Origin of the sequence: Hoyosella sp. YIM 151337 (genome assembly GCF_026041215.1) — a bacterium.
Taxonomy (GTDB): Bacteria; Actinomycetota; Actinomycetes; order Mycobacteriales; family Mycobacteriaceae; genus Hoyosella.
Map to the genome: position 1 here is coordinate 71,988 of NZ_JAPEIQ010000033.1, position 25,647 is coordinate 97,634.

26 protein-coding genes are annotated in these 25,647 nt (G+C 63.6%); 18 read left to right on the forward strand and 8 right to left on the reverse strand.

All coding sequences use genetic code 11. From position 1 onward, the window contains the following. Positions 1 to 6: 6 nt before the first annotated feature. The 5 genes from ONR57_RS17355 (at position 7) to ONR57_RS17375 (ending at position 3,502) form a co-directional block, all read left to right on the forward strand. Complete coding sequence (locus ONR57_RS17355; protein ID WP_265124778.1) at positions 7 to 462, forward strand: plastocyanin/azurin family copper-binding protein; 456 nt, start codon at positions 7 to 9, stop codon at positions 460 to 462. An 89-nt stretch (positions 463 to 551) separates the two neighbouring features. Next, entirely contained in the window at positions 552 to 1,631 is a 1,080-nt protein-coding gene (ychF, locus tag ONR57_RS17360; protein WP_265124779.1) for a redox-regulated ATPase YchF, read from the forward strand. Positions 1,632 to 1,677: 46 nt separating this feature from the next. Next, the gene (locus ONR57_RS17365) at positions 1,678 to 2,103 is read left to right on the forward strand and encodes a pyridoxamine 5'-phosphate oxidase family protein (protein WP_265124780.1); all 426 of its coding nucleotides are present in this window, start codon (positions 1,678 to 1,680) and stop codon (positions 2,101 to 2,103) included. Positions 2,104 to 2,122: 19 nt separating this feature from the next. Then, positions 2,123 to 3,145, forward strand: coding sequence for a DNA polymerase IV (locus tag ONR57_RS17370; protein WP_265124781.1), 1,023 nt, complete (start codon positions 2,123 to 2,125; stop codon positions 3,143 to 3,145). Between the two features lie 138 nt (positions 3,146 to 3,283). Next, positions 3,284 to 3,502, forward strand: a complete 219-nt coding sequence (locus ONR57_RS17375; RefSeq protein ID WP_265124782.1) for a PspC domain-containing protein — start codon at positions 3,284 to 3,286, stop codon at positions 3,500 to 3,502. Positions 3,503 to 3,661: 159 nt separating this feature from the next. On the opposite strand, the gene ONR57_RS17380 is transcribed toward ONR57_RS17375, so the two are convergent. After that, positions 3,662 to 4,423, reverse strand: coding sequence for an NAD-dependent deacylase (locus ONR57_RS17380; protein ID WP_265124783.1), 762 nt, complete (start codon positions 4,421 to 4,423; stop codon positions 3,662 to 3,664). Positions 4,424 to 4,613: 190 nt separating this feature from the next. Between ONR57_RS17380 and ONR57_RS17385 the strand changes: the two genes are divergently transcribed. Continuing rightward, entirely contained in the window at positions 4,614 to 5,843 is a 1,230-nt protein-coding gene (locus ONR57_RS17385) for a mannosyltransferase (RefSeq protein WP_265124784.1), read from the forward strand. Then, positions 5,840 to 6,958, forward strand: coding sequence for an aminotransferase class V-fold PLP-dependent enzyme (locus tag ONR57_RS17390; protein WP_265124785.1), 1,119 nt, complete (start codon positions 5,840 to 5,842; stop codon positions 6,956 to 6,958). The genes ONR57_RS17385 and ONR57_RS17390 overlap by 4 nt, the downstream gene beginning before the upstream one ends. Before the next feature lie 48 nt (positions 6,959 to 7,006). Here the strand turns inward: ONR57_RS17390 and ONR57_RS17395 are convergent, their stop codons facing one another. Together ONR57_RS17395 and ONR57_RS17400 are read right to left on the reverse strand one after the other, a co-directional pair. Continuing rightward, complete coding sequence (locus tag ONR57_RS17395) at positions 7,007 to 7,117, reverse strand: methionine/alanine import family NSS transporter small subunit (RefSeq protein WP_265124786.1); 111 nt, start codon at positions 7,115 to 7,117, stop codon at positions 7,007 to 7,009. After that, complete coding sequence (locus ONR57_RS17400; protein WP_265124787.1) at positions 7,114 to 8,646, reverse strand: sodium-dependent transporter; 1,533 nt, start codon at positions 8,644 to 8,646, stop codon at positions 7,114 to 7,116. The genes ONR57_RS17395 and ONR57_RS17400 overlap by 4 nt, the downstream gene beginning before the upstream one ends. Before the next feature lie 223 nt (positions 8,647 to 8,869). Here ONR57_RS17400 and ONR57_RS17405 point away from each other — a divergent pair, with 223 nt between their 5' ends. After that, a complete protein-coding gene (locus ONR57_RS17405) occupies positions 8,870 to 9,025 on the forward strand; it encodes a hypothetical protein (protein ID WP_265124788.1) in 156 nt (51 codons plus the stop codon). A 169-nt stretch (positions 9,026 to 9,194) separates the two neighbouring features. Here ONR57_RS17405 and ONR57_RS17410 read toward each other — a convergent pair whose 3' ends face one another. Both ONR57_RS17410 and ONR57_RS17415 read right to left on the reverse strand, forming a co-directional pair. After that, the gene (locus tag ONR57_RS17410) at positions 9,195 to 9,950 is read right to left on the reverse strand and encodes a hypothetical protein (protein WP_265124789.1); all 756 of its coding nucleotides are present in this window, start codon (positions 9,948 to 9,950) and stop codon (positions 9,195 to 9,197) included. Between the two features lie 254 nt (positions 9,951 to 10,204). Further along, on the reverse strand, positions 10,205 to 10,504 hold the full coding sequence (locus ONR57_RS17415; protein ID WP_265124790.1) for a 4a-hydroxytetrahydrobiopterin dehydratase: 300 nt from the start codon (positions 10,502 to 10,504) through the stop codon (positions 10,205 to 10,207). A 144-nt stretch (positions 10,505 to 10,648) separates the two neighbouring features. Here ONR57_RS17415 and ONR57_RS17420 point away from each other — a divergent pair, with 144 nt between their 5' ends. Genes ONR57_RS17420 through ONR57_RS17435 form a run of 4 tightly spaced genes read left to right on the forward strand, consistent with a single transcriptional unit; the run spans position 10,649 to position 14,847 of the window. Then, complete coding sequence (locus ONR57_RS17420) at positions 10,649 to 11,713, forward strand: thiamine ABC transporter substrate binding subunit (protein WP_265124791.1); 1,065 nt, start codon at positions 10,649 to 10,651, stop codon at positions 11,711 to 11,713. Continuing rightward, positions 11,710 to 13,350 carry an iron ABC transporter permease gene (locus ONR57_RS17425; RefSeq protein WP_265124792.1) on the forward strand — a complete coding sequence of 547 codons (1,641 nt, stop codon included), beginning with the start codon at positions 11,710 to 11,712 and terminating at the stop codon, positions 13,348 to 13,350. Before ONR57_RS17420 ends, ONR57_RS17425 begins: the two co-directional genes overlap by 4 nt. Then, positions 13,350 to 14,414 (forward strand): ABC transporter ATP-binding protein, encoded by a 1,065-nt coding sequence (locus ONR57_RS17430; protein WP_265124793.1) that lies wholly within the window; start codon positions 13,350 to 13,352, stop codon positions 14,412 to 14,414. The genes ONR57_RS17425 and ONR57_RS17430 overlap by 1 nt, the downstream gene beginning before the upstream one ends. After that, complete coding sequence (locus tag ONR57_RS17435; RefSeq protein ID WP_265124794.1) at positions 14,404 to 14,847, forward strand: NUDIX domain-containing protein; 444 nt, start codon at positions 14,404 to 14,406, stop codon at positions 14,845 to 14,847. Before ONR57_RS17430 ends, ONR57_RS17435 begins: the two co-directional genes overlap by 11 nt. On the opposite strand, the gene ONR57_RS17440 is transcribed toward ONR57_RS17435, so the two are convergent. Further along, positions 14,844 to 15,020: a hypothetical protein gene (locus ONR57_RS17440; protein ID WP_265124795.1), complete on the reverse strand. Its 177-nt coding sequence runs from the start codon at positions 15,018 to 15,020 to the stop codon at positions 14,844 to 14,846. The two genes, ONR57_RS17435 and ONR57_RS17440, sit on opposite strands and share 4 nt — an antisense overlap. A gap of 248 nt (positions 15,021 to 15,268) precedes the next feature. Here ONR57_RS17440 and typA point away from each other — a divergent pair, with 248 nt between their 5' ends. The 5 genes from typA (at position 15,269) to ONR57_RS17465 (ending at position 20,708) form a co-directional block, all read left to right on the forward strand. Then, on the forward strand, positions 15,269 to 17,197 hold the full coding sequence (gene typA / locus ONR57_RS17445) for a translational GTPase TypA (RefSeq protein WP_265124894.1): 1,929 nt from the start codon (positions 15,269 to 15,271) through the stop codon (positions 17,195 to 17,197). Positions 17,198 to 17,359: 162 nt separating this feature from the next. Continuing rightward, complete coding sequence (locus tag ONR57_RS17450; protein WP_374116482.1) at positions 17,360 to 19,150, forward strand: ABC transporter family substrate-binding protein; 1,791 nt, start codon at positions 17,360 to 17,362, stop codon at positions 19,148 to 19,150. Next, the gene (gene mshB / locus ONR57_RS17455) at positions 19,147 to 20,028 is read left to right on the forward strand and encodes an N-acetyl-1-D-myo-inositol-2-amino-2-deoxy-alpha-D-glucopyranoside deacetylase (RefSeq protein ID WP_265124797.1); all 882 of its coding nucleotides are present in this window, start codon (positions 19,147 to 19,149) and stop codon (positions 20,026 to 20,028) included. The genes ONR57_RS17450 and mshB overlap by 4 nt, the downstream gene beginning before the upstream one ends. Positions 20,029 to 20,062: 34 nt before the next feature. Further along, complete coding sequence (locus ONR57_RS17460; RefSeq protein WP_265124798.1) at positions 20,063 to 20,215, forward strand: hypothetical protein; 153 nt, start codon at positions 20,063 to 20,065, stop codon at positions 20,213 to 20,215. Continuing rightward, positions 20,208 to 20,708 carry a hypothetical protein gene (locus tag ONR57_RS17465; RefSeq protein WP_265124799.1) on the forward strand — a complete coding sequence of 167 codons (501 nt, stop codon included), beginning with the start codon at positions 20,208 to 20,210 and terminating at the stop codon, positions 20,706 to 20,708. Before ONR57_RS17460 ends, ONR57_RS17465 begins: the two co-directional genes overlap by 8 nt. On the opposite strand, the gene ONR57_RS17470 is transcribed toward ONR57_RS17465, so the two are convergent. Next, positions 20,654 to 22,372: a PH domain-containing protein gene (locus ONR57_RS17470; protein ID WP_265124800.1), complete on the reverse strand. Its 1,719-nt coding sequence runs from the start codon at positions 22,370 to 22,372 to the stop codon at positions 20,654 to 20,656. The genes ONR57_RS17465 and ONR57_RS17470 overlap by 55 nt on opposite strands. After that, a complete protein-coding gene (locus tag ONR57_RS17475) occupies positions 22,369 to 22,848 on the reverse strand; it encodes a PH domain-containing protein (RefSeq protein WP_265124895.1) in 480 nt (159 codons plus the stop codon). The genes ONR57_RS17470 and ONR57_RS17475 overlap by 4 nt, the downstream gene beginning before the upstream one ends. A gap of 195 nt (positions 22,849 to 23,043) precedes the next feature. Here ONR57_RS17475 and ONR57_RS17480 point away from each other — a divergent pair, with 195 nt between their 5' ends. Then, positions 23,044 to 25,599: a bifunctional FO biosynthesis protein CofGH gene (locus ONR57_RS17480; RefSeq protein ID WP_265124801.1), complete on the forward strand. Its 2,556-nt coding sequence runs from the start codon at positions 23,044 to 23,046 to the stop codon at positions 25,597 to 25,599. Positions 25,600 to 25,647: the final 48 nt, after the last annotated feature.

Genomic DNA, 25,647 nt, shown 5'->3' on the forward strand with positions numbered 1-25,647 from the left:
GGAGTGATGAACATGCGACGTCTTGCCGGAATCAGCGCGATTGTTCTTGCCAGTGCATTGGTGGTGAGCTGTGGCGACGACACAACAGATTTGGATCCCACTGAAGACACCCCCGCGGTCGAAATACCGGAACCAATGCCGCAAGACCCACAATTGACCGAAACCGTCGCGCCTGACGAAGACGACGATGAAGCTGACGATGTCGCCGCATCGGTGCGCGTGGAGAACTTTGCGTTCGACCCGCCATCGATCACTGTGAGCGTGGGCGACACCGTTGAATGGGTATTCGCAGACGGGCCGGTGGACCACGACGTAACAGGACAGAACGGCGCGCCGGAAGACTTCCAGAGCCCCGTGCTCTCTGAGGACACGTGGACCTACACGTTCACCGAGGCCGGCGAGTATGACTACATTTGCTCGCTGCATCCCAACATGACCGGAACAGTCGTCGTCGAGGAGTGAACTGAACACACTGTCCGCTCCGGCGCGAAACCCACGGGGACGTGCCGGAGTGGATAGTTGTGTAGGTAAGTCCGTACACTTAGCTACCCGTGAGCCTAACCCTCGGTATTGTCGGTCTGCCGAACGTCGGTAAGTCCACGTTGTTCAACGCATTGACGAAGAACGACGTGGTCGCCGCGAACTATCCCTTCGCCACTATCGAACCCAACGTCGGCGTGGTTGAACTGCCGGATCCGCGGCTCGACAAACTTGCGGAAATCTTCGGCTCGCAGCGCATTCTTCCTGCAACGGTGTCGTTTGTCGACATCGCGGGCATCGTGAAAGGCGCGAGCGAAGGTGCCGGACTGGGCAACAAATTCCTCGCGAACATCCGCGAAGCCGACGCGATCTGCCAGGTCGTACGGGTCTTCACCGACGGTGACGTCGTGCATGTCGACGGGCGTGTCGATCCGATGTCCGACATCGAGGTTATCGAGACCGAGCTGATCCTCGCGGACCTGCAAACCCTGGAGAAAGCCGTACCTCGCCTCGACAAGGAAGCAAAGAACAATAAGGAGAGGCGCCCGCTCGCTGAGGCTGCGAAACAGGCGCAAGAGATTCTCGACAGCGGCAAAACTCTCTTCTCCCAAAATAACCAGATCGACTTCGCGTCACTGAAGGAACTGCACCTTCTCACCACGAAGCCGTTCCTGTATGTCTTCAACTCCGACGAAGGCGTGCTCACCGACGAGGACCGCAAGAACGAGTTGCGCGCCGCGGTTGCTCCCGCCGACGCGGTGTTCCTCGACGCGAAAGTCGAAGCGGACCTGCAGGAACTCGATGACGAATCGGCGCTGGAACTGCTGGAGACGATTGGGCAGACGGAGCCGGGGCTGTACTCCCTTGCGCGGGCCGGTTTCCACACCCTCGGGTTGCAGACGTATCTGACCGCGGGGCCGAAAGAAGCGCGCGCCTGGACGATCAAGAAGGGCGACACCGCACCGAAAGCCGCAGGAGTCATCCACACCGATTTCGAGCGCGGCTTCATCAAGGCGGAAGTCGTGTCATACGACGACCTCGTCGCGGCTGGATCGATGGCTGCAGCCAAGTCAGCCGGAAAGGTCCGCCTCGAGGGCAAGGATTACGTGATGGTTGACGGCGACGTCGTCGAGTTCAAGTTCAACGTTTGACCTCCATCGCGTGCGCCCGGCCCCGTGCCGCCGATACGCTGGGGCCATGCCGCTCTCTCGGGAAGAACGTGAGCATTTTCTTGCGCAGCCGCATGTCGCGGCATTAGCTGTGGAGCGCGGGCCCGATCACGGCCCGCTCGTCGTGCCGATCTGGTACGGCTACGAGCCGGGCGGTGACGTCTGGATCGACACGGAGACGGAGTCGTTGAAGGCGAGGAGGATTCGCGCCGCAGGCCGCTTTTCGCTCATGGTTGATCGGGTGGAACCGACTCCCCGCTACGTTTCGGTGGCGGGCCCCGTAAGCGCTGTTGAGCCGTTGACCAGCGATATGCACCGCGCGATGGCTGCCCGCTATCTCGCCGGCCCCGAACTCGACGCGTACTGCGAATGGTTCGAAGCGTCGCTGGGGGATTCGGTGCGCATCAGTATGCGTCCGGGGTCGTGGTTTTCCGCTGATCTTGGCCTCAGCTGAGCACTCGAGCGGCACACCGATGGCGTCGTGGATCATGCACGTGGATCTTGACCAGTTTCTCGCAGCAGTCGAGAAACGCCGTGATCCTGCACTGCGTGCGATCCCCGTGATCGTTGGCGGGGAAGGTGATCCCAGTCGGCCGCGGCAAGTTGTGGCCTGCGCTTCATACGAAGCTCGCGCTCACGGTGTGCACGCCGGGATGCCACTGCGAACGGCGCAGCGAAAGTGTCCAGAGGCCGTGTTTCTGCCGTCGGACACCGCCACGTACGAGGAAGCGTCAGCGGAAGTGATGAACACGATCCGTGCCCTCGACCTGCCGGTGGAGGTTCTGGGCTGGGACGAGGCGTTCGTCGGTGCAGACACGGAGGATCCGTTCGCGACTGCTGGCCGGGTGCGCGAGGCAATAATGGCGAACACCAGTCTGTCCTCATCGATTGGCATCGGCGACAACAAGTTGCGGGCCAAACTTGCGACCGGCTTCGCGAAGCCAGCAGGGGTCTTCCAATTGACGGCCGAGAACTGGATGCCGGTGATGGGTGACCGCCCGACTGAGGCACTCTGGGGCATCGGACGTAAAACGGCGCAAAAGCTCGCGGACCTCGGGCTCACCACCGTCGGTGCGCTCGCTGCGGCGGACCGGTGGGAACTTGCGGAACGTTTTGGCCCGACCACAGGCCCCTGGCTGGTTGCGCTCGGACGCGGCCTGGGAGGCAGAGAGATCATCACTGTGCCGCCACCGGCTCGTTCACACAGCCAGTCGCGCACCTACCCGCATGACCTGACCGACCTTGCGGATATCGAGTTACGTACCAGCGAACTGGCACGCGGCGCGGCAGCGGAGGCACTCGGCGAGGACCGCGCGATTATCAGAGTGGCGGTGACTGTGCGTACGTCGACCTTCTACACCAGAACACACGCGAGGAAGCTGCCGCAGCCAACACGCGATCCAGCCGAGGTGGAGAGAGCTGCGCTCGAGATTTTGAAACTCTTCCCCCTCGATCGACCCATCCGGTTGCTCGGGGTGCGGGCTGAGATGGAGTGACCTAAGTTCGGGGTCGCTTCCGGGAAGAACCTGATGCGCCGGACTGGTGCCGGTCAGTACCGTCAATGGCAATAAGGGGTTCGCATCCGCGGCCCCGGACGGACGTGGACGACCGAGTCCCACGGGAGGGAGATTTCGATGGCTCAGCTGACTCGAGCTCGGGAAGGCCGCTGGATTGGCGGTGTGTGCGCTGGAATCGCGCGTCACTTCGGGTGGGACCCGAATATTGTGCGGCTGGTTTTTGTGCTCTCGGTTTTGCTGCCGGGGCCGCAGTTCCTGATTTACATCGTGATGTGGATTTTCATTCCCGCTGAGCCAGAGGGGTTTAACCAGTTTGATCAGGGGTGGCGGGCGTAGCGGACGACGGTCGGCCTAGAGTCGGTCGCGTCTGTGAAGTGGCTGAGAAAGCCAGCGAAAGCGAGATCGTTTGCACGGGAATGCGTAATGTCGTGACTGCGCCCCCGTGCAGGCTTTTTTCACTCCTTGGTTCATGCGACACGGGGGCGTCCATAATTTCTAGGTCACGTGCATGTCGGCCAGGCGCGGTAGCGCAGATGCGGCGGGGATTCTGAGGCAGGCGGTGCACTGCGTTGATAGCGGTGTTTCCTCGGTGTTGACTTCGACGATCGGAATGCCTCGGTCCTGTGCGATCCGGGGGAGTCCAGCGGCTGGATACACAAGACTTGACGTGCCCACGACGAGCAGTAGATCGCAGTCTTGAACCGCACGTACCGACGCCTCCCAGGGGGAGTTCGGGAGCATTTCGCCGAACCAGACCACACCTGGCCGCACTGGACCGGCGCACTCGTCGCAGGCAGGTGGTTTCCGTGGTGTGTCGTGTGGCGGGGTGTCATCGACCGGCTGCGTGTAGGGACGGGAGCAGCGCGAACAGCGGAACGCGAACAGGCTTCCGTGCAGATGGTGAACGCGAGAACTTCCTCCGCGTTCATGCAGGTCATCGATGTTCTGTGTGACCACGGTGACACTGGCGGTGGTTTCCCACCCGCCGAGTGCCTTATGGCCCGCATTCGGCTCCGTTTGCCGGACGAGATGGTGGCGCCACATATACCACGACCACACGAGCGCGGGGTCGCGTTCCCACGCCTCTGGGGTGGCGAGGGCTGTCGCGTCGTACCGCGCCCACAGTCCGGTCTGCGCGTCACGAAACGTCGGTACGCCGCTTTCAGCGGACATGCCGGCACCGGTAAGCACGGTGACACGTTGCGCCTCGCTCGCGAGGGTGAGTACCGACGTGGGAATCGCGGGTGTGTTCGTCATCCACTCCTGCCGATCATCGAGCCTGCATCCGGTTTGCGATATAAGCGGCATTTGTTCGCTTCATTAAGTGTGGGCTGCGTGACGTCGCCTACTGCATACTGCCGCGTGATTTGTTTCTCGGCTACCGTGGTCGGACGATGAGGCAGAGCAGTCGGGGTGCTTCAGCATGATGACGAACAGGTAGCGGAGAGTGTCGGAAACCAAAACGCTGTGGCCTCGTGTTCTGCGATGGGCCCCTCTCCTTCTCACAGTCGCGGTGCTTGCCCGTCTCGCATGGACGCTGCTTGTGCCCAATGCCACGAACTTCCTCGACTTACATGTTTACGTCGATGGCGCAGCACAACTCCGGGATGGAGACCTCTATTCCTTCCGGTATTCGGAGAACACCCCAGAGTTCCCGTTGCCATTTACCTATCCGCCCTTTGCCGCCTTAGTGTTTTATCCGCTCAGTCTGCTGTCTTTCGCTGTGCTGGCAATAGTGTGGCAATTGGGTATTGCGGGCGCACTCTACGCTGTCGTGCGTCTCTGCCAGCGCATGATCATTGGGCGAGGGCCGGCCGCGGACTGGGCGCGCGTGCGCGAAGCGATGCTATGGACGGCTGCGGGGCTGTGGACCGAGCCAGTCCGCACGACTCTCGACTATGGCCAGATCAATGTCTACCTCGTGCTATTGATCATGATCGCCGTCACTAATCACCGCTGGTGGGTGAGTGGCGGTCTTGCTGGTATCGCGGCCGGTATCAAACTGACCCCAGCTATCGCTGGACTCTATTTCCTCGCTCGCCGCCGCTACAGCGCTGCCGCGTTTTCCGCGGTGGCGTTTGCCGCGACGCTCGGCGTCAGTTGGCTGCTGATTCGGGAGGAAACGAGGGAGTACTTCGCCTCGTATTTCGGGGACGCAGATCGCATCGGCCCGGTCGCATCGGTGTGGAACCAGTCGCTATTCGGCGCTGTGCACAGGTTTGAGGCCGAGGGTACGGCCGCGACCGTGACGTGGCTCATGCTGGTCGCGCTGTGTTGTGGGCTCGGGGTTGCGGCCTGGCGGCGGCTGGATCGGAGCGACGCGCTCGGCACGCTGATCGCGGTTCAGTTGTTAGGCCTGCTGATATCGCCGGTGTCGTGGTCACACCACTGGGTGTGGGCGCTGCCGCTTGTCATGTGGCTGGTTTATGGTCCTTTCCGGGAGCTGCGAGCCGCAAAGTATCTTGCCGTCTTCTGGAGCGTGGTGACACTTGCTGGTGTGCCCTGGCTGCTGAGTTTCGCGCAGCCGACCATCTGGTCGCGTGTGGAACCGGCCGGATTGGCGTGGGTGGCGCTGGTGTACGTGGCTGGTGCGCTCGCTGTTTACGCTTTGATGATCTGCTGTGGGCGGCGCGTGCATCTACCGCGAGAGAGTAGCCGCGATACGGTTCGGGTGTGACGAACTCGATCGCGCATCCGGAAGTCGGTGCAGAATTCAGGGCCCTGCGGTATGAGCCCGATGTTGTGCATCTTGACTCCGCGGCGGCTGGGCGCGCGAGCCGGAATGTGGTGGCCCGCATGTCGGAGCATCTCGAACGCGAAGCTCGGGTGGGCGGGTATGTCGCGCACGCAGAAGCCGCCGAGACTCTCGAGCGGGGGCGGGCGGCCGCCGCCGGGCTTCTCGGGTTCGCCCCGCACGAGGTTTTCTTCACGGAGAGCGCGCGATCTGCGCTCTTGGCGCTTGTGCATAACATGCCGGTTGAGGCTGGTTCGCCGGTGTGCGTTGCGCCCAGCGAGTTCGGTCCCAATCTCACGGTGTTCGCGTCATTCGGTTTACGGCCGATCCCACTGCCAGTTACCGACCGCGTGGGCCACCTGGATTATGAGGCCAGTGCCGAGGTGATAGCCCGGGAGCGGCCAGCGTTCGTGCACATCTGTGTGCATCCGTCACATCGCGGTCTTGTGCAGGATGTGGCCCGCCTGGGCGCTGTGTGTCGCGCTGCCGGTGTCCCGCTGATCGCGGACGCCGCACAGAGCTTCGCTCATATTCCGCCGGTGCTTGGTGCTGACGCGGTGTACGCGACGAGCCGAAAGTGGTTGTGCGGCCCGCGCGGCGTAGGAGTTGTCGGTGTGCGCAGCGGGCTTCTGCCTGCGAAGGAGCTGCTGCTCGAATCAGTTGAGGCGAACATCGCGGGCCGCGTCGGTTTCGCTGTGGCGCTGGCCGAGCACCTGACGCTCGGCCCGGCCGCCGTTTATGAGCGGCTTGCAGCCATTGGTCAGGTGGCCCGTGCACGTCTCCACGGGGCTGGCGGGTGGTCGGTATCCGAAGAGGTGGAGGAACCGTGCGCGGTCACCACCTTGTTGCCGCCACACGGCTGGAGCGGTCGTGACGTTCAAGGATTCCGTGAGGCGCTCGCGGCGGGGACCGCAGCAAGCGCCCGAATCGTCACGACCTATCTGGGGCCCGAGCGCGCACCCTTGGAAGACGCGCCGGGCGCGCTGCGGATTAGTCCGCACCTCGACGTCACTGAACGCCACCTCGACGTGCTCGTTGCTGCTTTGGATTCTGCATAACATTTGGGGGCGGCACCGTAAGGTACCGCCCCAAATGGGTGCTCAAACTCAGTCGATGTGTTCGTCCGGGTGTTTAGTGTGATGAACCAGGCTGATGATCAGCCCGCCCCAGACGATAGCGAGCGTGATGATCATCATGATGATCGCAGAGGTGCTCATCGATGGCCTCCCGGGTTGACGAATTCGTGATGCTTCGGCGGCGTGAGGTCTGTGCCCTGCCGCCAGGGCAGCAGAGACAGTGCCAGCGCAAGCACGATAAGAGCTATCTGGACTGCCCATCCGAGCCCAGCCACAAAGTCAGTGGGATACCCGCCGTAGCCTTCGTCGACGAGTGTGATCATCTCGCTCACCAGCATGTATCCGAGGACTATCGGTGTCGCAACGCCGATGCAGAGTCGCCAGATGATACCGATGTGGAACGATGACACGGAGTTGAGGTGCTCCACGAACTCAGGCCCGCGGCGCAGGAACCAGATGGTTGCGACGATCGCGGCAAATGCGACCCCGACGATGCCGATGTTGTTGACGAACTTGTCGACGACATCCAGTACGCCCACGCCCGTCGTCGTGGGGAAAAGTGCCATCGACACAATCGTCATCGATCCGCCGACGAGCGCGACGGAAGCGAGTCGGCTTATGCGCATCTTGTCCTGCACCGCCGCGATCACCACTTGCACGATCGAAATGAGCGAGGTGAAGCCCGCGGCGACAAGGCATGCGAAGAACACAAATCCGAAGAGTGGGCCCCCTGGCATAGCGGAGATGATTTGCGGGAATGCGATGAACGCGAGCCCGATACCTCCGCTGACAACCTCGTCGACGGGTACGGCAGCCACCGCAGCCATGTATCCGAGCGCCGCGAACACGCCGATGCCCGCGAGAATCTCGAAGCTGCTGTTCGAAAACGCTACGACAAGTCCGGAACTCGTCATGTTGGTCTTCAGCTTCAGATAAGACGCGTAGGTGATCATGATGCCGAATGCGATCGACAGCGAAAAGAAGATCTGCCCGTAGGCGGCTATCCAGACAGTCGCGTTCGTCAGGATCGACCAGTCAGGCTGGAAGAACGCGGTGAGCCCCTCCGCAGCACCGTCGAGGAAGAGTGAGCGAATAACCAGCGCGAGGAACAACACAACCAGCAGCGGCACGAAAATCTTGGCAGATGCGCCGATGCCGCGCTGAACACCGAATGCGAGGACCACGAGCGTCGCTATCCAGATCAGCAGAAGCGTAATCGCGACACCCGGTACAAGATCAAACCCGACTCTCGCGGTGTCCTCTTGTTGCAGGAAGTTTCCAAAGAGGAATGCTTCCGGATCGTCCCCCCACGCTTCTCCGAGGGAAAAGATGGCGTACCGCGCTGCCCACGCGATAATTACCGCGTAGTACACCGCAATGACGAAACAGATGCCCACCTGCCACCAGCCGAGGCTCTCAGCCCAGCGACTGATGCGGCGGAAGGCGAGCGGCGGCGATCCACGGAATTTGTGTCCGATCGCATAGTCGAAGAAAAGCAGAGGAATGCCCGCGGTGAGCAGCGCTATGAGATACGGGATGATAAAGGCGCCGCCACCATTGGTGTATGCGACGTAGGGGAAGCGCCAGATGTTTCCGAGTCCAACCGCGGATCCGATCGCGGCGAGGATGAAGACAGACCGGGCGCTCCACACTTCACGCTGTGTGTCCATGTCGGCTCTTTCCGTACTGTCCGTTTGGGCGGACAAATGTATATCGAACACGGTAAACGACGCCGCCGATGTGGCACCCCGAAAGCCGCGAATTGTTCGTTGCTCGTTGCGATTCGCGCGTTTACCCGCGTCCAGGGGAACACTCACGCTCACTCAGCGGTGGGGGCGGGTTTTATCGCTGCAGTGGGTGGAAATAAGTGATCTCTGAAGGCATCATTGTGGTATGGATCACGTGACGAGCATCAACGATATCCGCAAGGCCATCCGGGAGTTGCGCGTCCGCGAGACCGAAGCCCGGAAAGAGGGTCGTGAGGCCGACGCCGACGAGATCGCGGAGCGCATCCGCGGTTATCAGGACGAACTGGCCGAGCGGCCTTAGGCGGAGAGGATCGGCATTCACCACCGGTAACCCCGGTGGCGACACCGCATGCGATTCGTGCGCGGATCGCCTGTCCAGAGAGGCCCCAAGTGTGAGGCCCCTGTGGGGCGCGATTGCTCCACAGGGGCCGTCGGGGGCAGCGGGCTGGCCGCTGGGCTCGGGGAGCCGGTCAGTCGATTACGATGAGACCCACCGTTGGAGCGAAACCACAGGTCTTCGTGCCGTTGGGGCCACCGTGATTAAGGGCACCGTGGACCGTCGCGATAACCCGGCCCTTACCTGTGCGATCGATTGCGGTGAGTGTGGCTGGTCCGTCCGGGTTGATTCCGGATGACGCATCGAGTGGCGCCGATCCAGCCCTGTTCGTATCGAGGTTCAGCCACGAGACTGTAAGCGGATCATGGGGCTTGATGTTGCTCGCTCCGCCGGTGCCGAGAGCGGTGAAGACGAACGCAGCCTCGTTGCGCTTGGGGCCGGGCAGTGGCAGCGGTTGCGGGCCCGCCACTGCGAGGGCAGTGGCGATCGAGTGCTGTCCCGGACCCATGCAGTCGAGACCGACCGTGGGGTAAAGGAACTGCGAGATCGGCGGGCCATCAGTGGGTATCGCAGGACTGCCCGGCGCCGAGGGCTCCGGCGCGCTGATGAACGACACGATGCGTTCGGCGCCGATGGCCATCTCTTCCGGAACGCCTGGTTGAGCCAGCAAGGCGCTGAGCGTTCCGAGGAGCTCTTCTCGCGCTTCGGCGCCAGACTTCGGCCCCTGCACCGCGGAGCCGATGATCGCGGGCAGAATCTCGAGGAAATTGAGGTCATTGGGCGGTGGCGGCGGATTCTGGGCCGTGACCGATCCCGGCGTCGCCGCAATTGCGGCAACGGAGAGCGCCAGTGCCGCTATTGTTTTGCGCACCTTGCGGGTTCGAAGCACTGTGGTTCCGTCCTCCAAGTCGGTTGCATCCCGCAGCCGGCATGATCGAACAATTCACCGACGGGTTACGGGTCCCTTTCGTGCTTCATAGTCACAGTCCTCACCGATTGGGCAAGAAGGATTTTCCGGAGCGTTACGAAGTCTTGGCTGGAGGGGAGCCGAATCCTTTCCGATTTGAAATGTAATGAGGGAGAAACGTGGCACTCCCCACATTTCTCCCATTTCGCATCAGTCGGCGCTGAAGTGTGGATCGGTTAGGAAGAAGCCTGTTCTTCGGCAAGCTCATTGATGGTGCGAGCGAGGTCGAGATCAAGTTGCGTGACACCGCCGAGCGCGTGGGTGCTGCACGCGAAGGTCACTTTCCGCCATCGGATATCGATATCTGGATGATGGTTGCGCTGCTCGGCTGTTTCGGCGACGCGATCGACCAGTGCGATCGCGTCCGGAAAACTGCGGAGGGCCAGCGTGCGGATGATGCTGGAACCAGAACGGCTCCACCCGTCCAGGCCCTCGAGTGCATTGTCGATGTCCTTATCGTCAAGTAGCTGTGCCATGGTCCCCTATTGTCCTCCTCGGGCCGGTCCTTTGTGGGGGGTTAGATCACATGCGGCTGATCAGCGGCGTGTAGCGGCTAAAGTCCTACCTGCGGCCCCGCCGTGCCGGCCGCGGGCCCTGAAGCAGAACGGAAGTGGGGATTCATGAGTTCGGTTTGGCGCACGCGAACACGCCGCGCAGCAGGTGTACTGCCGCTCTGCGTCCTTCTGCCGCTGCTGCCAGGCTGCACCCTGGCTGGTGGCGGCGAGGAACCCGATGATGACGTCGTCGTGCTTCTCACGCACGATTCGTTCACGCTGCCGAATGAACTTATGGAGCAATTCACTGCGGACACCGGAATCCGCATCGATCACCGTGCGCAGGCAGACGCTGGCGAACTCGTCACCACGCTGGTGCTCACCAAAGACAATCCGATCGGAGACGTCGCGTTCGGGGTCGACAACACGTTCGCGTCACGTGCTGTGCACGCGGACGTTTTCGCTGACTATGAGGCCAGTGTCACTGTGCCGGACGAGCTGAGGTATCCGGATTCGGCCGCGCTGACACCCATCGACTACGGCGACGTCTGCCTCAATATCGATACCCGCTACTTCGCTGAGCGCGGGCTCGACGAACCCGAGACTTTCGGCGACCTGTTGCGGCCGGAGTACCGGGACCTCACTGTCGTACAGAACCCTGGCACATCCTCGCCAGGTCTTGCGTTCCTGCTCGCGACGATCGACGAGTTCGGTGAAGACGGCTGGCAGGACTACTGGCGCGCCTTGCGTGACAACGGCGTGCACGTGGCCGACGGCTGGTCGCAAGCCTATTACGTAGACTTTTCTGGTTCGGAGGGCGAAGGACCACGGCCCGTGGTGGTGTCGTACGCGTCGTCACCTCCGGCGGAGGCGGGGGCGGACGGGACGCCGCCGCCTACCCGGGCACTGGAGGACACGTGCTTCCGGCAAATCGAGTACGCGGGCGTACTGGAAGGCGCACGAAACCCGAGCGGCGCGCAGCAGGTGATTGAGTTTCTCCTCAGTGACGAGGTGCAGGAGGCATTCCCTGAGAACATGTACGTGTTTCCCGCCGTACCGGGAACTCGGCTGCCTGACGCGTTCGAACAGTACGCGCCGAAGCCTGCAGCACCAAGGCTGCTCGACCCGGAGCTGATCGACGCGAATCGCGACGTGTGGATCACCCAATGGCGTGACATCGTGGTGGGATGACGACGCTGTCGCCGCGGCGGCGAACGGTGCCGCCAGCTCTGCTGATCGGCATCGCTCCGCTCGTCTTTCTGCTCGTCTTCTTCGCGTGGCCGGTCAGCGCCATCGTGTACCGGGGCCTCGCCGACGAGACCGGCCGCTTTGATCCGCTCGGAATGGTCGAACTGCTGTCCCGTCCCTCGGTGTGGAATATCGCCGGTTTCACGGTGGGCCAGGCTGCTGCGTCGACACTGCTGACTGTGGCGGCGGGGTTGCCGGTGGCCTGGTTGCTCGCACGCGTGCAGTTGCCCGGTCGCACTCTGCTGCGCGTGATCGTCACAGTCCCTTTCGTCCTCCCCACAGTGGTGGTCGGGATCGCGTTCCGCGCACTGCTCTCCGAGGGCGGCATGCTCGGTTTCGCGGGCCTTGACGGCACCATATGGGCGATTCTGCTTGCTCATGTCTTCTTCAATGTCGCTGTGGTGGCCCGGACTGTCGGCTCCGTGTGGGCTCACCTCGATCCACGGACGGAGCAGGCGGCCCGCAGCCTTGGCGCCTCCCCGCTGCGAGCTTTTCGTACAGTGACGCTGCCGGCCCTCGCGCCGGCGATCGTGTCGGCCGCAGCGGTTGTGTTCCTCTTCTGTGCGACCAGTTTCGGTGTGGTGCTGGTTCTCGGCGGGACGCGGTACCGCACCCTCGAGACCGAAATCTACTTTCAGACGGTTCAGGTTTTCGATCTGCGGATGGCCGCCGCGCTTTCCCTGCTGCAGATGCTCGCGATCGCGGGGGCGATCACGGTTGCCACGCTGACGCGACGCGGTCGCGAACGGGGCCTTTCCCTGCGGCCGATGGACGCGACGTCGCGCCGCCCGCGCGGCAGGCAATGGTTCAGTGTTGGTGCGGTGCTGATGCTCGTTGGTGTTCTGCTGGTCGTTCCGCCTGTGGCGTTGCTCATCCGGTCGCTGCGGCCGCGCGGTGAGTGGAGCATCGAGGGCTACCGCTTGCTCACACAGACGCGCGCGGGAGTGAGCGGCATCGACGCGGCGCTGCTCTCGCTGCGTACCGCGACGGACGCGGCAATACTCGCACTCGTCGTGGGAGTGCTTGCCGCGATCGCGATCGCGCAGGCCCGGGGCCGTTTCGCATGGATTGCGGACGGTGCGATTCTGATTCCCCTGGGCATCAGCGCGGTCACTGTTGGGTTTGGTTTTCTTATTACGCTGGGGCGGCTGCCGGGAGATCTTCGCAGTTCCGCACTGCTGATTCCGATCGCGCAAGCGCTGGTTGCTGTACCGCTGGTGGTGCGCATCGTGTTGCCTGCCATGCGCACCGTGAGCGCACGGCTGCGAGAGGGCGCAGCTGTCCTCGGTGCGTCACCGGTACGCGTGTGGTTCACGATCGACTTACCGCTCGTCGCCCGCTCGATCGCGGCGGCCGCTGGTTTCGCGTTTGTTGTCACGGTGGGTGAATTCGGGGCAACATCGTTCTTAGCTCGTGCGGGTGACCCGACGCTGCCGGTGCTCATCGGGCGGATGATCGGGCGTCCCGGGGTGGAGAACATGTCGGTAGCGCTGTCGGGTGCTGTGTTGCTGGTGGCGGTGACGGCCGCTGTTGTCGCGCTGATCGAAGTTGTGCGGATCCGCGACGTAGGGGAGTTTTGATGCTGGTTCTGGACTCGGTGACGGTTCGATACGGGGAGCACCTCGCGGTCGATGACGCTAATTTGCGTTTTTCTGCGGGCTCCTCCGTCGTAGCGCTGCTCGGCCCTTCCGGGTCGGGGAAGTCGACCGTACTCCGTGCGATCGCGGGTCTCGAGCCGCTCCTGACGGGGCGAATCACGTTTGCTGGGACGGATATATCTGAAGTCCCGGTGCACCGCCGGAACATCGGACTTGTGTTCCAGGATGGACAGCTGTTTCCGCACCGCACGGTGGCGGGCAATGTCGCCTATGGTCTGACGATCCGGCGCCCTGGGCAAAACTCGGTGCTCCCGCGTGATGCCCGGGACGCGCGGGTAGCCGAGCTCCTGGCGCTCGTCGGGCTGCACGGCTACGAGAACAGGCGGGTTGACCAGCTGTCTGGCGGCGAGGCACAGCGGGTCGCGCTGGCACGGGCGCTGGCTCCGCACCCGCGGCTTCTGCTGCTCGACGAGCCGCTTTCAGCGCTGGACAAGGGGTTGCGGGAACGGCTGGCGATGGACATCCGCCGGATCGTCGCAGACTCTGGAACTCCTGCGCTCGTCGTCACTCACGATCAGTCAGAAGCTGCGTTTCTCGCGGACGAGATAGCAGTCATCATTGACGGGCGGATTCGTCAGATCGCCCCGCCGCGCAAGTTGTGGAGCGCCCCCGCTGACCGTGCGGTGGCCAGCTTCCTCGGTTACACGAGCATCGTCCCGGCAGAGGTCGAGCACGGCGTGGCGCGTAGCGCCCTCGGCGCGACAAGCGTCGACGTTCCGGATGGGCCGGCCGAGCTGGCACTGAGCGCTGACTCGCTGGTGGTTGCCCGGCACGGCCCCATCACGGGGGTGGTCACGTCGCTCGCTGTGCTGCCGGACGGGCTGCGCTTGCGTGTAGTGATCGACGGCCATGGTGAGTTCGCCGCGAGAGGTGCGGTGCACGACGAGGTACTAGTAGGCGGCATTGGTGAAGTTGTACGGCTCGGCCTCGACGGACGCAGGACCGGCGTGATCAGACCTGTCCAGGCGGACAGCCATGTCCGATGAAGTGGCCGCGGGCAGTGCCGCAAGTGACGATCGTCAGGAAGTCACGGCGGCGGCGATCGTGCAAAACGGCACGATTCTTCTCGCGCAGCGGACGTACCCGCCCGATCTCGCGGGGCAATGGGAACTGCCGGGCGGAAAGGTGCACGAGGGCGAGTTGCCTGCCGAGGCGCTGCGGCGTGAGTTAGAGGAAGAACTGGGGGTAACGAGCGCGATTGGCCCGCGGATCGGCGCAGATGTGCTGATCGCCCCGGCCGGAACAGACAATGGTTACGTGCTGCGCGCGTATCTGGTCCAGCTGATCGAGGGTGTCCCTGAACCGCGAGAGCATGCGGATGTGCGCTGGTTCACCGCCGCTGAACTGCGTGAGGCTGATCTCGTCCCCAACGACCGTGTGTGGATCGACGATTTGTGTGAGGCGATGGCGGAGCACTAGGCCGCGCGCGCCTTCTTGAGGCACTTTTTGAGTTCACCGCCCGTGATGCCAGCGGCCTCGTATTTCTTCATTTTGGCGATGACGTAAGGGCAGCGCAGGCAGCGGGTTTTGCTGCGACAGCACTTCTTCTTTGGTTTCAGGCTGCTGACCTTCGAGGCCTTCACCTTGCCCATGCGCGATCTCCCGTGACGAGGGACGGTTGCGAACGTTCTCCAGTCAGGCCAGGGTAGCTTACTTAGTGTAGGGTCCCCTCACTTGAGTGAGCTTGTCGGCGTTCGCCTCCGCACCGATTGAGCGTCACGCGCCAAATCCCGCTATCCTTGCTAGGGCCTGCGGCTGGCCTTTGAACGAAAAACCCCTCGGGCTGTATCGCGCCGCCTCGCGGTTACCCCTTTCATGTACAGGAGCTTGTGTGTCGTCTGTGTCGTCGAGCAGCGCGGATTTCCGCAACACCGCATTCCGCAACATTGCTATCGTCGCGCACGTCGACCACGGTAAGACCACCCTGGTTGATGCGATGCTGCGCCAGTCGGGCGCATTTGCTGAGCGCGCCGAACTCGTCGAGCGGGTGATGGACTCCGGCGATCTCGAGCGTGAAAAAGGCATCACCATTCTGGCTAAGAACACCGCGGTCCGCCGTACCAATCCAGACGGCAGTGAAGTGATCATCAATGTGATCGACACTCCCGGACACGCGGATTTCGGCGGTGAGGTGGAGCGTGGCTTGTCGATGGTCGACGCAGTGGTGCTCCTGGTTGATGCGAGCGAGGGTCCGCTCCCACAAACCCGGTTCGTGCTGCGCAAGGCGCTCGAAGCCGCACTGCCGGTAATTTTGGTGGTCAACAAGACCGACCGGCCAGACGCCCGCATCGCCGAAGTGGTCGACGAGGTGCACGACCTGCTCCTTGACCTCGCGTCGGACCTCGAGGACGAGCAGGCCGCCGCTGCGGCTGAGCATGCTCTTGAATTGCCAGTAGTGTACGCGTGCGCCCGCAGTGGCAAAGCGAGCCTGGCCGCTCCCGCAGATGGCGAAGAGCCTGATTCCCCAGATATTCAGCCGTTGTTCGATCTTCTCGTCGAGTACGTTCCGGCTCCGAAAGCGGATCCGGAAGCGTCCCTGCAGGCACATGTCACCAACCTCGACGCCTCATCGTTCCTGGGCCGGATCGCGCTGGTTCGGATGCACAACGGGCGGCTCCGCAAAGGGCAGACCGTAGCGTGGCTGCGCGGTGACGGCGAGGTCAAGCAGGTCCGCCTCACCGAGCTGCTCCGCACGGAGGGGGTCACCCGTGTTCCCGCCGAGGTCGCTGAGGCCGGTGACATTGTGGCTGTCGCGGGCATCGAGGACATCATGATCGGCGATACTCTCGCGGCACCCGAAAATCCGGTCGCGCTGCCACGTATCACGGTGGATGAACCTGCGATTTCCGTCACCATTGGCACGAATACCTCGCCGCTGTCCGGGCGCAACGGTGGAACGAAGCTGACCGCACGTTTGCTGAAGGCCCGTCTCGATCAGGAGTTGATCGGCAACGTCTCGCTTCGCGTGCTCCCGACCGAACGTCCCGACGCGTGGGAGGTGCAAGGCCGCGGCGAACTTGCACTTGCCATCCTCGTCGAAACGATGCGCCGCGAAGGCTACGAAATGACGGTCGGCAAGCCGCAGGTGGTGACGCGAGTCGTCGATGGCAAGATTCAGGAGCCTTACGAGGCGCTCACCATCGACGCCCCAGAGGAGTTTCTGGGGGCGATCACCCAGCTGATGGCCGCGCGCAAGGGCCGCATGGACCACATGACCAACCACGGCCAAGGTTGGGTACGCATGGAATTCACGGTCCCTGCACGTGGGCTCATCGGATTCCGCACAGCGTTCCTCACCGAGACGCGCGGCACGGGTATCGCCAACAGCCACTCGGCGGGATATGCGCCGTGGGCAGGCGAGATTCGCAGCCGGCACACGGGTTCCCTTGTGTCTGACCGGGCCGGAGCCGTCACGACGTACGCACTGCTTCAGCTTCAGGATCGCGGCAGCTTCTTCGTTGAGCCGGGCGACGCCTGTTACGAAGGCATGGTGATCGGTGAAAACCCGCGTGCCGAGGATCTCGACGTGAACATCACCAAAGAGAAAAAGCTGACGAACATGCGCTCGTCTACTGGAGATGAGCTCGAGCGGCTGCAGCGCGCTGCGCGGCTCGACCTCGAGGGTGCACTCGAATTCTGTTCCGGTGACGAGTGTGTCGAAGTGGGGCCAGACGTCGTGCGTGTCCGTAAAGTTGTGCTCGGTGGCACCGAACGTGCCCGGGAGCGCTCACGGGCGAAAGCGCGGGACAACGCCGCAGTGTCTAGCTGATCCACGGTTCGCTTGCGTCACGGCGCGACCCTGCGAGGGTGCGTGCCACTGTTACGTACCCGTGGCACGATTGCAGAGAAGGTGGGCCAGGCGGCGGAATTCACGGGCAGGGGAGGTTCAGTGCGGAGGTCCCGGGCAGCGCGGTGTGCGCGGCGAAGCCGAATTGCCACCGCATGCACCAGTGGAGCGGCTGCACTAGCGCTCGTACTCACCGGTTGCACGGCGAGCCCGCCGCCCCCGATCGAAAGCACCGGAACAGTGACGCCGACGAGGCAGCCGCCGCCAGTGTCCAACGAAGTCGTCGTCGCTATCGACGACATCGGTCTTGGCTTTAATCCGCATCTGCTGTCTCACCTATCGCCGGTGAGCCGGGCAGTCGCGGATCTGGTCCTGCCGAGTCCCTTCCGCCCGGTACAAGATCCGGATGCTCCTGGGGGATTTGTCTGGGAGGCAGACCCCTCACTCATCGTGTCCGCGGACGTCATCGAAGACGGATCGGGCGAGAACCCGTTCACAGTCGAATACGTGCTGCGGAATGAGGCGCAGTGGTCTGATGCCGCACCGATCGCAGCCGAGGACTTTCAGTACCTGTGGCGGCAGATGACAACGCAGCCAGGTGTGGTTGACCCCGCGGGGTATGACCTCATCGAGTCGATCGCGTCGTCGTCCGGCGGAAAAACTGTGACAGTACGCTTCCGGCAGCCATACCCCGCGTGGCGCGAGCTTTTTACCTACTTGCTGCCAGCGCACCTCATTAAAGACTCGCCAGGCGGTTTTGATGCGGGCCTCACTGAGACGATTCCAGTTTCCGGTTCGCGGTTTCACATCGATCGGGTGGACCGCGGGCGCGACGACATTCGGCTCGAACGCAATGACCGCTTCTGGGACGTGCCGGCGCGGCTAGATCAAATACATCTGCGGAGGGGCGGGACTCCAGCGCAGATCGCGGATACGCTGCGCAGCCAGGACGCCCAGATAGCAGATGTGCATGGCGGAGCGGCTTTGCAAGCTCAGCTTTCCGCGATCGCCGGGCTAGACAGTGCGCGCAATTATCAGACTCGGGCGCTGCAACTCGTGCTGAACACACGTGTAGAACCACTGGATGACCAGAACGTGCGCAACGCACTTATCAGCTTTCTCGACACTGATGTTCTGGCGACAGTCGGAGGTGGTGGTGCCGCGACTGTCGCCCCCGCTCAGGCACAGCTCACCCCGCCTTCATCACCGTCCTATACACCAACAGCCCCGAGCCGGATGCGGTACGAGGAAGCAATAACTGTCCTGGCGGATGCCGGTTACGAACTTGTCGACGGCGTGCTGCGCCGGGATGGCGAACCGACCGGTGCCGCACTCACTGTCGTGCTTGGCGTTCCCGCAGGCGATGAAGCGGCCCGCGCTGTCGCGAACACCGCGGCCGATCAATTGCGGCAAAATGGGGTCCGCCCGCGCGTCACTGAAATGGCTCCCGCACGACTTTACGGGGATGCGCTCACTGGTGGCGAGGTCGACGCTGTCGTCGGTTGGGTTCAGGCGGGGTACGACCCGGCAACAGTACTGGCATCGCGCTGGGCGTGTCCGCCCGTGGACGTTCCCGCCGAGCCCGGACGGGGCGCCGAACCTGATGATCCCACCGCTGAGGACAGCAACTCCGATCAGCCTGACGAGGGTAGAGCGCGAGTGCGTGACGTCGTGCGCGCGCCCAGCAACCTGTCTGGCGCGTGCGAGCCAGCCCTCAGCGATACCGTCGCGGCGGTACTGACGGGCCGCCAGGATCTGCACGGTGTTCTGCCATCCATCGAATCACAGCTCTGGCAGCTCGGGGCGGTGGTGCCGATTTTGCAGGATGCGACACTTCTTGCCGCCACTGATGTGGTCACCGGTGTCGAACTCGACGTTCCTGTCCCGGTCGGAGTGTTCAGCTCGGCCGCCGAGTGGGTGAGGTTGCCCCGATGACTGTCCGGCCGCAGCGGGTGCTGTTCGTGCATGCGCACCCAGATGACGAAACCCTGATCACCGGCGGAACGATCGCTCGTTACCTTCGCGACGGCGCTGAGGTGCGGGTGGTTACCTGCACGCTCGGCGAGGAAGGTGAGGTGATTGGGCAGGAATACGCGCAGCTGTGCGCGGACGCAGCCGATCAGCTTGGGGGTTACCGAATACTCGAACTGACACAGGCGCTTGCTGCGCTGAGCGGGAATCGGCCAGCAATAACTCCGCGCTTCCTTGGCGGTGCGGGCAGGTTCCGTGATTCTGGCATGGCAGATATGCCGTCAAGCCAAAATCCGCGCGCGTTCGTCAACGCGGATCTGTCGCTCGCGGCGGAAGAACTCGCAGCGCTGATCACCGATTTTCAGCCGCACGTTGTTACCACATACGACCCTGACGGTACCTACGGGCACCCGGACCACATGCGGGTGCATGCCGTCACGAACGCCGCGGTCGTCCGGGCTCAAGAACGCGGGTGGGACGTCCCGAAGCTGTATTGGGCTGTGGCGGGCCGGGCATATGCGCAGGCTGCAGCCCGCGCATTGAAGGGCGTTCCCGAGGGCTGGGTGCATGCCCCCGCAGATGGCCTCGGCAGGTTTCCCGACGAGCAGATCACCACGAGGATCGATGTGTCGAGCGTCCTCGCCGCCAAGCGGGCCGCGCTGCGCGCGCACGCGACGCAAGTGACCCTGGCCGCGAATGGGATGGCGTTCGCCCTCTCCAACAAGATTGCGCAACCTGTCCTCGCCGAGGAGCACTTCGTGCTCGTCCGCACGGGCGCTGGGTGCAAAGGCACCCTGCTGGATGGGGTTGTCGATGAAACAGACCTCTTCGCTGGGTTGTGACACGACACCACCCGCTACGCTGTCCAATAAGACCGTGGGAGGTTACGAGATGGACATCATTGCGTGGATCATGGATCCAGTCCGCTACGAGGCGGAGATTTCCGAGGCATACTGGGGCGCCATTTACGCCTGGGTCGATTCGGTGAGCGCCTACCTCACGCAGATGGGTTATCCGCCGGTTGGCTGATGGGACGCAAACGGATGGCCGGCGGCTCAATTTACGCGGAGTAGCTGACGCCGCGCGCTCGGCGCGCCTGCCCTACGGTGATCCAGAAAATCTCACCAGGCTCGACTACATCATCGTTGCGGTGCTGTGCGTCGACGGATTCATCCTCGGCCTCGTGTCGGTGTTTTTTCTGCCCAGTTACGTTGGGGGAGTGCCATTTCCGCTGTCCGTCTTTGTGAGCGCGGTCGGCAATATCGTGCTTGTGGAGGCGGCGCGCAGGCTCGGTTTCGGGCGTGCGATGGCAGCGGTTCCCGTCGCGGCATGGATGATCGCGGTACTGCTCGCCTATGCGGGGGGACCTGGCGGCGACATGGTGATTCCGGCTGCGGACGCGCGGGGGCTGTTCCTCGTCCTCGGTGGCCTGGTGCCGGTTGGGTTCTGGCTATTTCGTGACATGGTTCAGTTCGACCCGGCACACCGCTCCGGCGACCGCGGAAATTGGCTGTCACGCTGAAACGTCCGGCTCATGCCCGGCGTCACGGACTCGATCAGATCCCAGGCATCCACTGCGGGCATGTCTTCCACCGAGTACGCACCCCGGCCGGCTGGGGTCGCCGCTGTCACGGTTGCGAGGCCTGCGCGGCGCTGGAAGAAGGTCTGAGTGATCGTCCACCCGATGATGCCCTGCGCCGCGACACAGTCTCGGGACCGCGTGAGTGAGCCGCTTTGGCAGATGAGCCAGCCAGCCGGTGTCGCGTGCCCTAGCGCACGGTAGCGATCAATACCCAGGAACACCGACAGCGCCACGATAACGGCCGCGAGCACCCACGCCCACCGCGGCAGACCAGCGATCGTGTTCTCCACGACGAGCATCCCGGCTACCGCGAGCAACGGCAGGATCAACGCCCGAAAGAGCCGCCGCTGCAGGGCTTTCGGCCCATGACGGCGCAGTGGGGTGCGGGCGAGTTCACCATCGTGGAGCACGGCGCCAAACACCTCGCGCGCCCGTCGCTGCGGCGCGTCCGGCAGGATCAGCGAGGATTCACCGGAAGCGTCGCGAAGCCCAGTCATGATCGCGCGTGCGCGGGCGCCACCAGCGGCGCGCAGCAGCAGCGGGTTCTCGATTGTGACGCCACGCAAGCGGCGGCGGTCCAGGGTGCTTTCACGTGTATTGAGCAAGCCATGATGCACGCGCAGCGTGCGGCCGTCGTCGTGGAGGGTGAAGCCGGAGTAGGTCAAAAAGTATTGCGCCATGGCGATCAGGCTGGCGACAATCACGAGCCCCGCTATTGCAGCTGTCCCAGCCAGGAAGGGGTTGACGTCGCGCACCGCGTCAGCGCTCTCGGCGATGAACTGCGTATCGAGCAGCCGTTCGTAGACGGCACCCGACTGAAAGAACAGCCCCAGACCGGCGAGGATGATGAACACTCCAGTGAATCCGAAGGGTGCATACCACGTCCACGCGCGCTTCCAGTGCGCGAGCTCGGGCCCGGGCGTGCGCTGTCCGGCAGCACGTTCCGCGGCAGGGCCGATTGAGCTGTCGTCCGCTGCGGTGCCCGGCGCGTCGCTGTCATCAGCTGCGGCCCGGACGCCCGCCAGGAGGACCTCGCGGAGTTCGGGCACATCCTTCGCGGCGATCGCGTCGAGTTCGAAACTGCTGCCAGATAACCCGGCTGAGCGCTGACCGGTTCCGATTCGCAGGACGGCCAGCCCCAGCATGCGGTGCAGTACGGTCGCTCGAACATCAACAGACCGAATCCGTGAGCGGGGGATCGAGAGGACGTTGCGGCTGATCAGCCCCGTTTTGAGCTGCACGTGTTCCGGGCCGACGCGGTACCGCGTCATCAGCCAGTCGATACATGCGACGTACACGAACGCGGCAGCACCCAGGATGATCCACGTGGGGTTACCGGTTTGTGCGCCCACGAATAATGGCACGATGATCGCGGGCAGTGCGCGGAACCCGGCGGTGATGGGCTTGACAAGCAGCATTCGGGGGTTGAGCTGTTTCCATGGCACTGCCTGGTCAGCGGGACTCGTCGTCTCGTCGTCAGGGGCATGCGGTGCGGTGCGGTCCAGTGACGGGGGAGCCCATACATCTGCCGAATCGCTGGGCTCGCCCTGCGGCACGGCAGCCGGTCGATCCGGCTGGTCGCCGGGGGGTGTCGGACCGCTCACGTTGCGTCACCCCGTGTGCGCGCCGCGATGTCCGTGAGTTCGCGCACTGTGCGATCAGCGACGTCTTCGTCGAGCGCGGTGATCGTCACTGCGCCTGCAGAGGAGGCGGTTGTCACAGTGACGGTGGACAGGCCAAGCAGTCGGTCGATCGGGCCGCGTGTGGTATCGACTGTTTGCACGCGGGAGATCGGCGCGATCCGGCGTTCCTGCACGAACCAGCCCTGACGTGTGTACACGGCTTCATCACTGATTTCCCACCGGTGGACGTGGTAGCGCCATAACGGCACGCCGATGATGTGCAGCGGTGCGAGCACGAGAGTCGCGACGAGCGCGGCGATGTGCGGCCAGGTCGCCGGGTCACCCGAGAGCCCAGCCCAGATCATTTGTCCCAGCAGCAGGAAACCCCAGCCGATCGCGGCACTGAACCCCCACAGCAACGGAGCCTTCTTGCTCGGTCGCCAGGCGGGGTCCGCCATCCGGATGCGGTCGGGTTGCTCGACTGACACTCGTCCCCACTTTCTGATGGCCGTTTTCTGGTGGCTTGCAGGTGCCGGATTTGTCCGCAGGGCAGGCGCGTGACGTGGCCAAATCCTCGTGCCTTCACCCCAACTGTACGGGTTCGCGCCTGCCCCACGCTGGTCGCTGCCCGGTCTTTAGAGCATTATCGAGGGGTGACGTTTACCCCGCCGGACTCACCCTCCGCAGGCCCTCCCGCCTCCGCAATTCGCCGTGTGCTGCGGCGCGCCCGCGACGGAGTGACTCTCAACCCGGACGAAGCGGCGGTCGCGCTGCAACTGCGCGGTGACGATCTGACCGAACTGTGCAGCGCGGCGGCGCGTGTGCGCGACGCGGGCCTCGAAGCCGCGTACGGCCCGGCGGTTCCTTTGCCAATCACGTATTCGCGCAAGGTGTTTATCCCGTTGACGAGACTCTGCCGGGACCGCTGCCACTACTGCACGTTCGTGACGGTGCCGGGGAAGCTGAGATCGGCCGGTGAATCCTTGTTCCTCGACCCCGACGAGGTGCTCGACATCGCCCGGCGCGGCGCGCAACTCGGCTGCAAGGAAGCACTGTTCACACTCGGGGACCGCCCGGAGGAGCGGTGGCCGGAGGCGCGCGCCTGGCTTGAGTCTCGCGGGTACGACTCCACCCTTGAATACGTGCGGGCAATGGCGATCCTGGTGCTCGAGGAGACCGGATTGCTGCCACATGCCAACCCTGGAGTGCTCTCGTGGGATGAGATAGCTGCACTGAAACCGGTGTCGCCGTCAATGGGGATGATGCTCGAGACGTCGTCTCGGCGGCTGTTCGACACACCGGGCGAGTGCCACTATGGCAGCCCGGACAAAGATCCTGACGTACGGTTGCGGGTGCTCATGGACGCCGGGCGGCACTCGGTGCCCTTCACCACGGGGATCCTCGTCGGAATTGGCGAGACGCCGATCGAGCGGGCGCAATCCATTTTCGCGATCAGGCACGCGCACAAGCAGTTCGGACACATCCAGGAAGTGATCGTGCAGAACTTCCGGGCGAAGCCGGACACCGCGATGCGTTCAGCACCGGATGCGGAAATCGACGAGTTCATCGCCGCGGTCGCGGTTACGCGGCTGGTACTGGGGCCTTCGATGCGTGTTCAAGCACCGCCGAATCTGGTCTCGCCCGCCGAATGCCGCGCCCTTGTCGCGGCCGGTATTGACGACTGGGGCGGGGTGTCGCCTCTCACCCCGGACCACGTCAATCCGGAGCGTCCCTGGCCAAACATCGATGCGCTTGCGGAACTCACCGCCGCGGCGGGGTACCGGCTTACCGAGCGGCTGACGGTGCACGCTCCCTATGTGCGTTTTGGCAACCCGTGGATCGACCCCCGTGTGCGGCGGCACGTGAGCGCGCTGGCCGACCCGACTTCAGGTTTGGCGGCGCAGGTGACGCCAGCGGGTCAGCCCTGGCAGGAACCAGATCAATCGTGGGAGTCACAGGGACGCACCGATCTTCACGAGCAGATCGACGTGTCCGGCCGGGCAACGGAGCACCGCAGCGATTTGGCCAGCGCCTTCGGCGACTGGGAATCCGTACGTGAACAGGTTCGTGCCGTGCGGGCTCCCGAACGTGTCGACAGCGACGTGGCCGGTGCGCTGCGCCGGGCTGAGAAAGCGCCGGCTGGTCTCTCGGACGACGACTACGTGGCCCTCGCGCTGGCTGACGGTCCCGCGCTAGACGCCCTCGCAGAACTCGCCGACGGATTGCGCCGAGACGTATGCGGCGACGACGTCACCTTCGTCATCAACCGCAACATCAACTTCACCAATATCTGTTACACCGGTTGCCGTTTCTGTGCCTTCGCGCAGCGAAAAGGTGATGCTGACGCCTTCACGCTGTCGACGGCTGACGTCGCGGACCGGGCCTGGGAAGCGCACGTCGCCGGCGCCACCGAGGTGTGCATGCAGGGCGGGATCGACCCCGAACTCCCCGTGACGGGCTACGCAGACTTGGTGCGTGCGGTCAAGGAACGGGTACCGGGCATGCACGTCCATGCTTTCAGCCCGATGGAAGTGGTGAATGGTGCGTCCCGCGGCGGCCAGAGCGTGCGGGAGTGGCTCAGCGCGCTGCGCGAAGCGGGCCTTGACACCATTCCGGGCACTGCTGCGGAAATCCTCGACGATGAGATCAGGTGGATCCTCACGAAGGGAAAACTCCCGGCTAGCACGTGGATCGAAGTGGTGACGACCGCGCATCAGGTCGGTTTGCGGTCGAGTTCGACGATGATGTACGGCCATGTCGATCAGCCCCGTCACTGGGTCGGGCACATGCGGGTTTTGCAGCGAATTCAGGACGAGACCGGCGGATTCACCGAATTCGTTCCGCTGCCGTTTGTGCACCAAAGTGCGCCGTTGTATCTCGCGGGTGCGGCGCGGCCGGGGCCCACGATTCGCGATAACCGCGCGGTGCACGCACTGGCCCGGATCATGCTGCATGGGCGGATCGAAAACATTCAGACCAGTTGGGTCAAACTCGGGGTTACCGGGACGCGGTCAATGCTGCAAGGCGGTGCGAATGACCTTGGCGGGACGCTGATGGAAGAGACGATTTCCCGGATGGCAGGCTCGCAGCACGGATCCGCCAAGACCGTCGCTGAACTACAGGAGATCGCTACTGGGATCGGGCGTCCCGTGCGGCAGCGCACAACGACGTACGAGCCGGTCGGGGCCACCACGATCGTCGTGCGCTGAATACCACGGTCTGTGGGTGCCCAGATTATGGGGCAGGCGAGCACCACC

Bases quoted from the DNA above. Each gene is read 5' to 3' on its own strand.
- ONR57_RS17355 (WP_265124778.1), top strand. From the start codon at position 7: ATGAACATGCGACGTCTTGCCGGAATCAGCGCGATTGTTCTTGCCAGT.
- ONR57_RS17365 (WP_265124780.1), top strand. From the start codon at position 1,678: ATGCCGCTCTCTCGGGAAGAACGTGAGCATTTTCTTGCGCAGCCGCAT.
- ONR57_RS17370 (WP_265124781.1), top strand. From the start codon at position 2,123: ATGGCGTCGTGGATCATGCACGTGGATCTTGACCAGTTTCTCGCAGCA.
- ONR57_RS17375 (WP_265124782.1), top strand. From the start codon at position 3,284: ATGGCTCAGCTGACTCGAGCTCGGGAAGGCCGCTGGATTGGCGGTGTG.
- ONR57_RS17380 (WP_265124783.1), bottom strand. From the start codon at position 4,423: ATGACGAACACACCCGCGATTCCCACGTCGGTACTCACCCTCGCGAGC.
- ONR57_RS17395 (WP_265124786.1), bottom strand. From the start codon at position 7,117: ATGAGCACCTCTGCGATCATCATGATGATCATCACGCTCGCTATCGTC.
- ONR57_RS17400 (WP_265124787.1), bottom strand. From the start codon at position 8,646: ATGGACACACAGCGTGAAGTGTGGAGCGCCCGGTCTGTCTTCATCCTC.
- ONR57_RS17405 (WP_265124788.1), top strand. From the start codon at position 8,870: ATGGATCACGTGACGAGCATCAACGATATCCGCAAGGCCATCCGGGAG.
- ONR57_RS17415 (WP_265124790.1), bottom strand. From the start codon at position 10,504: ATGGCACAGCTACTTGACGATAAGGACATCGACAATGCACTCGAGGGC.
- ONR57_RS17420 (WP_265124791.1), top strand. From the start codon at position 10,649: ATGAGTTCGGTTTGGCGCACGCGAACACGCCGCGCAGCAGGTGTACTG.
- ONR57_RS17425 (WP_265124792.1), top strand. From the start codon at position 11,710: ATGACGACGCTGTCGCCGCGGCGGCGAACGGTGCCGCCAGCTCTGCTG.
- ONR57_RS17430 (WP_265124793.1), top strand. From the start codon at position 13,350: ATGCTGGTTCTGGACTCGGTGACGGTTCGATACGGGGAGCACCTCGCG.
- ONR57_RS17435 (WP_265124794.1), top strand. From the start codon at position 14,404: ATGTCCGATGAAGTGGCCGCGGGCAGTGCCGCAAGTGACGATCGTCAG.
- ONR57_RS17440 (WP_265124795.1), bottom strand. From the start codon at position 15,020: ATGGGCAAGGTGAAGGCCTCGAAGGTCAGCAGCCTGAAACCAAAGAAG.
- mshB (WP_265124797.1), top strand. From the start codon at position 19,147: ATGACTGTCCGGCCGCAGCGGGTGCTGTTCGTGCATGCGCACCCAGAT.
- ONR57_RS17475 (WP_265124895.1), bottom strand. From the start codon at position 22,848: ATGGCGGACCCCGCCTGGCGACCGAGCAAGAAGGCTCCGTTGCTGTGG.